The organism is uncultured Abyssibacter sp. (assembly GCF_964000955.1).
Lineage (GTDB): Bacteria > Pseudomonadota > Gammaproteobacteria > Nevskiales > OUC007 > Abyssibacter.
Window position 1 is genome coordinate 1 of the sequence record NZ_CAXFCL010000179.1, and the last position, 7,108, is coordinate 7,108.

The window sequence follows — 7,108 nt, forward strand, 5'->3', positions numbered from 1 at the left end:
CGCGTCCAGCAGCAGGGCGCAGTCGCGCACCGTGCGACACATCGGGCCGCCGACATCCTGAAAGTGCGCCAGTGGCAGGATGCCGTCCTGCGAGACCAGGCGCAGGCTCGGGCGCAGCCCGATCAGGCCGCCGAGGGAGGAGGGCACCCGAATCGATCCTCCGGTGTCGGAGCCGGTGGCGAACATCGCCAGACTGGCGGCGATCGCGGCACCCGAACCGGAACTGCTGCCCCCGGAACCCCGCGTCGGGTCGTAGGGGTTGTGCACCAGTCCGCCCATCGACGATGAGCCGACGAAGCCGAATGCGAACTCGTCCATGTTCGCCTTGCCCAGGATGATCGCACCGGCTGCGCGGATTCCGGCGACGCTGAAGGCGTCGTCCGGCGGCATCGCATTGTCCAGCGCCGTGGCCCCACCACTGGTGACCAGGCCGGCGGCGTCGAAATTGTCCTTGAGCAGGATCGGGGCGCAGTGCAGCGGCCCGGTCAGCCCGTGATCGTCATAGGCGGCATCCAGCGCCGCGGCGTCGGCCAGCGCATCCGGATTGATCGCGATCACGCTGTTGAGCGTCGGACCCTGATGGTCGTAGGCGTCGATCCGGTCCAGATAGCCCTGGACCAGGTCCACGCAGGCCAGAGAACCGGCCGCCATCGCGGCGTGAACGTCGCTGATGGTCGCCTCCACGATCTCGAAGTCGACCGCGGCCGGTGGTGGCGTGTCGTCGGAGGAAAGCCGCTCGCTGCCGCCACAGGCGGCCAGCAGCGCCGTGGCGAGGGCGAGCGCCCAGCGTGCCGGCGCCGGCCTCACGGCGTCACCCGCTGAAACTGGATATCGGTGATCTGCACCGTGCCGGCCGCGGTCAGTGTGAATTCCAGGTCCAGCGACCGCAGATGGTCAAAGTCGATGCCACCAAACGCCGTCAGCGGGATGCGCAGGTCGCTCAGTACGAGCTTGCGCGATCCGCCTCCGTCAAATTCGTCACCGGGCGGATAGAACAGGGCCGCGCTGAAGGCCGATGCGTTCACGCGGGCGACGCGCCCGCTGGTGTCGCTGAGCGCGATGGCGAAATCCTGACCCTCCAGATTGGCGTCATCCCCGATGGAAACGCCCGCGCGGATCGTCAGCACGTGGTAGTCGCTGGCGTCGAGATTGCCGAGGTCGCTGGTGTAGGTGGCACCCGCGGTCCATTGAAGCAGCAACTGGTCGGTGCTGGTGAACGTGGGTTCTGAGTTGCCGCAGCCGGTTCCGTCGCGGGCGTCGGTGGTGCAGGCCTCGAAGGCGGCGAAGCCGTCCAGCGTGATCGCGCCGCCCAGCGCATTCGTCGTCAGCGCCGTCTCCATCGGCGTGGTGTCGATCGGCAGCCGGTTGTCCGCATTGGCCCAGCTCGACAGGAGGTAGCGTTGCGGGCAGCCGGATGTATCGCCGCCCGGGCAGATGGTCGGTGGCACGTCCGCCAGACCGGTCCAGTAGTCGGCAAATTCCGTTTCGCCGCCGACGAAATAGCGGAAGAACGAGGCCATGAAGAAGGTGCCCAGCGCGCGCTGGGCCTCCGGGTCGTCGCGTTCGTTGCTGTCCGCGTTGGCGCCGCAATGACTGTCGTTGGCGGTACCGTGAATGGTCCAGTCGTCCGAGGTCCATACGGTGTTGAAGTAGTTGTGGTTGGCACCCATCGCCAGAATCTGGAAGCGTGGGTGGTCATCGCCCGGCGCGAGGTCGCGAGCCGCATCGAAGGCGAAGGCGCCCATCAGGTTCTCGACGTCGCCATCGCAGTAGGGCAGCAGCGTGGCCCAGGTGACGCCGGTGACGTCCTGGGCGTTGTAGTCGGTGGGTGCCAGCGAGAACACGGCGGTGAGCGAGTGCGGCTCGTCGCGTGCGGCGTTCAGGCTCACGGTCTTGTTCACGCCTTCGCCGCCACGCGAGTGGCCCATCAGCCCGATGTGGCCGAAGTCCAGCCGGCCAATCAGATCGTCGAAACCCTGGCCGCCTTCGGTGTTGATGTCGCGGAACGCGTCCAGGTGCGTGAGGATCAGTTCGGCCCGGGCCAGCGCGCCGGCATCGCCGGCGGATGGGCTGCCGTCGTTGTCGTTGATGTCGTTGGCGTCGATCGAGATCACGGCATAGCCGTGGCTGGCGAGGTTCTGCACCAGATAGTCGTAACCACGGTAGCTGTTCGCCGGGGAGATGATCGGGGCGAGGTCGGGGCAGTTGTCATCGCCGACAGGGATGGGCAACTGGCCGATGCCGGTTTCGCAGGTCTGGTGACGACCATGCTGGAACAGCAGCACCGGCATCGGAGTATCCGACGTGGTCGGGTAGGTGATGTAGCCGTGGACGTCGGTCTCGTAGGTCGAGCCGGTTTGTTCGTCGGTGACGGTGATCCGTCCGAAATCGTATTCGGTCGACGTCAGTTCCAGCGATCCGCTCGCGGCGGGATCGGCGGCCACGTCGGCGACGGGGGGTAGCGCGGGACGGCCCAGCCCCGGGGACGAGCCGCCGGTCGGTGAACCGTATTCCGAGCCGCCGCCACAGGCGGTCAGCAGGGCCGAGCAGACGGCCAGGGAAAGAAGGCGGTGGTGCTGCATTGGGTGTTTCCGTGCGATGGCAAGATGGGCCGGTTTGCTGCCCTGCCGCACGATACGTGCCATCCGATCACGCGCGACCGCGCGCCGGAATTCCCCGCCGCGAAGACCGCGACCGTCGGTGCCGATCAGCCGCGGGGGTGCCTCGTCCTGTCCGCCAGCGGTCGCGGTTTGCCGATTCCGAATCCCTGCACGTAGTCCACGCCCATGGCGGCCAGGTGCTGGGCGACATCCCGATCCTCGACGAATTCGGCGACGGTCTTGACGTTGAATGCCTGGGCCATGGAGACGATGGTTTTCACGATGGCCTGGTTGCTGGGATCGCCGAGCAGATCGCGGATGAACATGCCGTCGATCTTGAGGTAGTCGACGGTCAGCTTCTTCAGATAGCCGAACGAGGACATGCCGCTGCCGAAATCGTCCAGGGCGATATGGGCGCCGCAGGCATGCACCTCGCGGATGAATGCCGACGCGACATCGAAGCGGCCGATGGCCGAACTTTCGGTGATCTCGAAGCAGAGCCGTCGCGCGAGGGTCGGGTGGCGCTGGAGCGTGGCGACGACCTCGTCGAGGAACTCGCGGTTGGCCAGCGATTTGCCGGACAGGTTGACCGAGTACATGCAGGCGTCCGTATCGGCGTGCTGGGCCTGCAGATAGGCCAGCGTCTCGTGGAACACCCAGCGGTCCAGCTCGTCCGACAGTCCGAAGCGCTCGGCGGCGGGCAGGAACTTGCCCGGCGGGATCACTTCGCCATCCTGTCCGATCATCCGCACGAGAATCTCGTAGTGCTGGGCGCGGTCCGCCGCGAGCGACTCGATGGGCTGCGCGAACAGGCGGAAGCGGCCGTAGCGCAGCGCGTCGTGCAGACGCGCGACCCAGTCGACCTCACTGTCGCCGCCATCGCCCGATTGCGTGTGGGGCGCCCAGTAGTCGAGAAACGGTTCACCGGCCTGTCGCGCCCGTTCGCAGGCGCGCTCGGCGCGGGCGAGCAAATCGTTGGCGGTCAGTTCCGGGCCGAAGCCAGTGACGGCGCCGACGCTGGCACCGCAGCGGAAGATGTGGCGGTCGACCGAGAACCGGTAGGAGCGGATCGCGCGACTCACCTTGGACATGCAGCTCTTCACTTCGGCGTCGGTCTTGTCCCGCAGGTAGATCGCGAAGTGGTCGGCGCCCACGCGGCTGATCAGCGGCACCGAACCGAGCGTGTCGCGCAGCACCATGCCGATCTGCTTGAGGTAGCGGTCACCGGCCTCGTGGTGGGTGGATTCGTTGATGACCTTGAAGTGGTCCAGGTTCAGGTAGATGACGCTGCAGGTCGCCTCGCCGTCGAGCTGGATCAGGCCGTCGGCCACCTGACGCTCGAACTCCCAGCGGTTCAGCAGGCCGGTGACGGGGTCCAGACAGTCACGCCGATGAAGCTGGCGTTCGGCCTTGCGCAGGCGCGACAAATCCTCTGCGGCAATCAGGGTGACCGGATCGCTTTGCGGCATCTCGTGCGTGCGGATCGACAGCACCACCGGCAGTGGCGTGCCTCGACGACCCCGCAGATAGGCTTCGTACTGCACGGGCTCGGAAGACTGGGAGGCCTGCGATCGGCGGATGGCCTGGGTCAGTTCCACCGCGGATTCGCTGGAACACAGCTGGTCGAAGGTGAATCCCGCGACGTCAGAGAAGGCGACGTCGAGACGACGCGCGGCGAACAGGCTCATCGACACGATCCGGCATTCCGAATCGAGCAGGAAGACGAGTCCGGGGAAATGCTCGTGCAGCAGCCGGTAGCGCGCCAGGCTGAGCATCAGCCCTTCCTCGAGTTCATTGATCCGCTTTCGGCTCCAGACCTCGCCGATGGCGCCCGCCAGCGTTCGGGCGGATTCCACATCGGCCTCGGTGTACTCGTCGGTGTCGGCGGCTCGCTCGATCGTGACCGCGCCCCGCAACTCTCCGCGGGCGAGCACCGGCACCACCAGCCAGACATGGCCGTTGCTCACGCAGGCGCCACTGCGGTCCACGGACTTGACGCGGATGATCGTCGGCTCGCCTTCGCAGAGCGTGTCGATGGTGCGGCTGACCGGTGGCATCGGGATGCAGTCCACGTCGCCGTGCATGACCTCGAACTGCGCCGACATGCCGATGCGCTGCCAGATGCTGACCCGCTGGCATGGGACGCGCTCGCGGAACGCATCCACGGCCGCGTCCAGCCAGGCTTCGGGAGATTCGTAGGTGAGTGTGTGGTGAAAGCGCTCGCTGCTGAGGATGGGAGGGCTGAAACTCGGCGCCCGTTCGATACTCGTCACGGTCTTGACGCTGTCCTTGTCGGCTGCCGATGTCTTGAGTGTGGAACCGGTCATGGAGAACACAGTCGCCATAGGAAACTCCGCTGGGATCTGGACGATCCGTCACTGATACGGAGTGAATCGGCCGATTTGTGCCGGTCTTGAACGCCGCTGGTCGGTGACCAGCGGTCGGTGCGGTGTTTCAGGCGCGGAGCGGGGAGACGCGTCGCTGCGCCCCGGGGCGCCAGTAGCGTTCCAACTCGACCACCTCTCGTTCGATGGCCCGCCGGTCGCCGCTGCTCAGCGAGGTGAACTCGCCGCCGATGGTGAAGCTGCCGTCGTGCTGACGGACGCCCCGCACGGTGATCGGTGCGTAGAACGCCGAATCCTTGAGCCCGAACGCACCGTCCAGGACGCGGCCGGGATGCAGGTCGCGTGCGGACTCCGAACGCAACGTCGCGCCGAAACCCTGGGTAGACAGGTCGGTCACGCGGACGCGGATCGGCGAACCGCCCAGCGGAAACAAGGTGGCCCGAATCTGCATGGAACGGGGAATGCTGACGCGATGCGCGCGGCGACGCTGAGAATGTTCCACGCTGCCGGGCATCCACGTTGTCAGCGTGCCGTCCTGTTCCAGCGCGTCGACGGTGGTGGTAAAGCGCAGGCCGTATCCCTGCACCCGAGCCTGGGCCTGGAGCACGGCATGCTTGCGCAGGGCACCGAAGCCGCCGGGGGGCGCGTCGAAATTCAGGCGGTCGTTTCGGGTGTCCAGCCGCAGCAGCAGGCTGAGGCAGGCATTGGCCGCCCGCGTCAGCGTGACCGGCTGGCGTGATTCCGCCAGGCGCGTGAGCAGGGTGACGATCTCATCGCGCGAGTCGACGAGTTGCCACTGTTGAGGTCCCGCCGTGGACATCGTCGTCTCAGGCCTGCCCGAGCACGCGGCCGCGAGCGTATCCGCCCGCGCCGTAACCGTCGCCGGGTGAGGTCGCGCCCAGCGCCTGCAGCGCGGCGCCGGTCTGATCCCGACGCTGCGCGACCACGGCGAAGGCCTTGCGCATGTCCGCCTGCAACTGTTCCAGCGTCTGCGCGATGCGGGAGCGGTCCGCCGGATCGTCGATGTTCAGCTCGGCGAAACCCGACGCGTGCATCGATGTGACCGCGGCTTCCAGTTCGCTGGCCACCGCGAGCAGCGCATCCGGGTCGCGGCCCAGCGCGGCGGCCTCCAGCGCCTGAATCTGCGAGCCCAGCTCGCTTTCCAGCCGCATCAGCGTAGACGACTGCGGGTTCACTGGCCGCCCAACTGCCATTCCATGTGCGCCATCTTGGTGGCGATGGATTCGGCGTTGACCTGGTAGCTGCCGGAGGCGATGGCTTCGCGAATCGCAGCCACCTTCTGTACATCAACGTCCGGCGTCTGCTGCGCCACGTTGACGAGTTCATTGAGGTTCGCGCCCTGACCACTGAGGGTGACAGAGTCGGCTTCGCGAACCGCGCCGATCTTGGCGTGTCCTGCCGCCCCTGACTTGCCGGCCTGCACACCCTGTGTGCCTGTCGTCATCTGGGTTACGACGGACGAATCGATCTTCCCGGTCACGATGGTTCTCCTGCGTTCTGTGTCGAATGACTGACGTTATCGACGTCGTTCACGAATCCTTTAGCGATTGTTTTTTGACGCCGACGAACGGTCATGTGTCGTAACTCATTAATTTAATAACGTTAATTGACCAGCACGGTGCCGTCATCCTGCGCCCGGCCCTCAATGATCCGGCCCGATGACAGGTTGCGGACCTTCAGCAGCCCCGCCGGACTGGCGGCCTGCAACGCCTCGCCGCGGCTGCGAATCTCCACGCCGCCGGTTCGCGCGACCAGCGTCACCGTCTGACCGCGGTCGATCACGTTCGCCGCCTCGAACCACTGCGGCCGGATCACCGTGCCGGCGGCGATATGCCGTCGCGCCACCCGACCCGCCACCGACGGAATGTCCGTCATGTAGCCGCGGGTCGCGCCGCGTACCGCCTGTTCCACGCGTTCCAGCTGATCCGCTGCAATCACCGTGCCCGCCGCGATCGGCGACCGGGCGACCACCACGTAGCTGCGCTGCTGCGTGCGTACCGGCACGAACAGCTTCCAGCCGGGTGTGGACAGACAGCGGACTTCCACCGTCGCTGCACCGCTGGCCGGATTGCCGATCATTCGCATGCCCTGTGGTTCCGTCGCACAGCGCGGCAGTTGCAACCGGGCGTCGAGACCGCCGGC

7 protein-coding genes are annotated in these 7,108 nt (G+C 66.7%); all 7 read right to left on the bottom strand.

Features of this window, described 5'->3' with window-relative positions; all coding sequences use genetic code 11:
- On the bottom strand, positions 1-807 hold an 807-nt coding region (locus ABNS06_RS08655), incomplete at its 3' end, for an amidase (RefSeq protein WP_348673928.1).
- Positions 804-2,582, bottom strand: a complete 1,779-nt coding sequence (locus tag ABNS06_RS08660) for a hypothetical protein (RefSeq protein ID WP_348673929.1) — start codon at positions 2,580-2,582, stop codon at positions 804-806. The genes ABNS06_RS08655 and ABNS06_RS08660, both read right to left, overlap by 4 nt.
- Before the next feature lie 125 nt (positions 2,583-2,707).
- On the bottom strand, positions 2,708-4,945 hold the full coding sequence (locus ABNS06_RS08665) for an EAL domain-containing protein (protein ID WP_348673930.1): 2,238 nt from the start codon (positions 4,943-4,945) through the stop codon (positions 2,708-2,710).
- A 109-nt stretch (positions 4,946-5,054) separates the two neighbouring features.
- Positions 5,055-5,765 carry a PilZ domain-containing protein gene (locus ABNS06_RS08670; RefSeq protein ID WP_348673932.1) on the bottom strand — a complete coding sequence of 237 codons (711 nt, stop codon included), beginning with the start codon at positions 5,763-5,765 and terminating at the stop codon, positions 5,055-5,057.
- Between the two features lie 7 nt (positions 5,766-5,772).
- Positions 5,773-6,117 carry a hypothetical protein gene (locus ABNS06_RS08675; protein WP_348673933.1) on the bottom strand — a complete coding sequence of 115 codons (345 nt, stop codon included), beginning with the start codon at positions 6,115-6,117 and terminating at the stop codon, positions 5,773-5,775.
- Positions 6,118-6,137: 20 nt separating this feature from the next.
- The gene (gene flgM / locus ABNS06_RS08680; protein ID WP_348673934.1) at positions 6,138-6,446 is read right to left on the bottom strand and encodes a flagellar biosynthesis anti-sigma factor FlgM; all 309 of its coding nucleotides are present in this window, start codon (positions 6,444-6,446) and stop codon (positions 6,138-6,140) included.
- A gap of 122 nt (positions 6,447-6,568) precedes the next feature.
- The coding region (gene flgA, locus ABNS06_RS08685) for a flagellar basal body P-ring formation chaperone FlgA (protein ID WP_348673935.1) at positions 6,569-7,108 on the bottom strand (540 nt) is incomplete at its 5' end.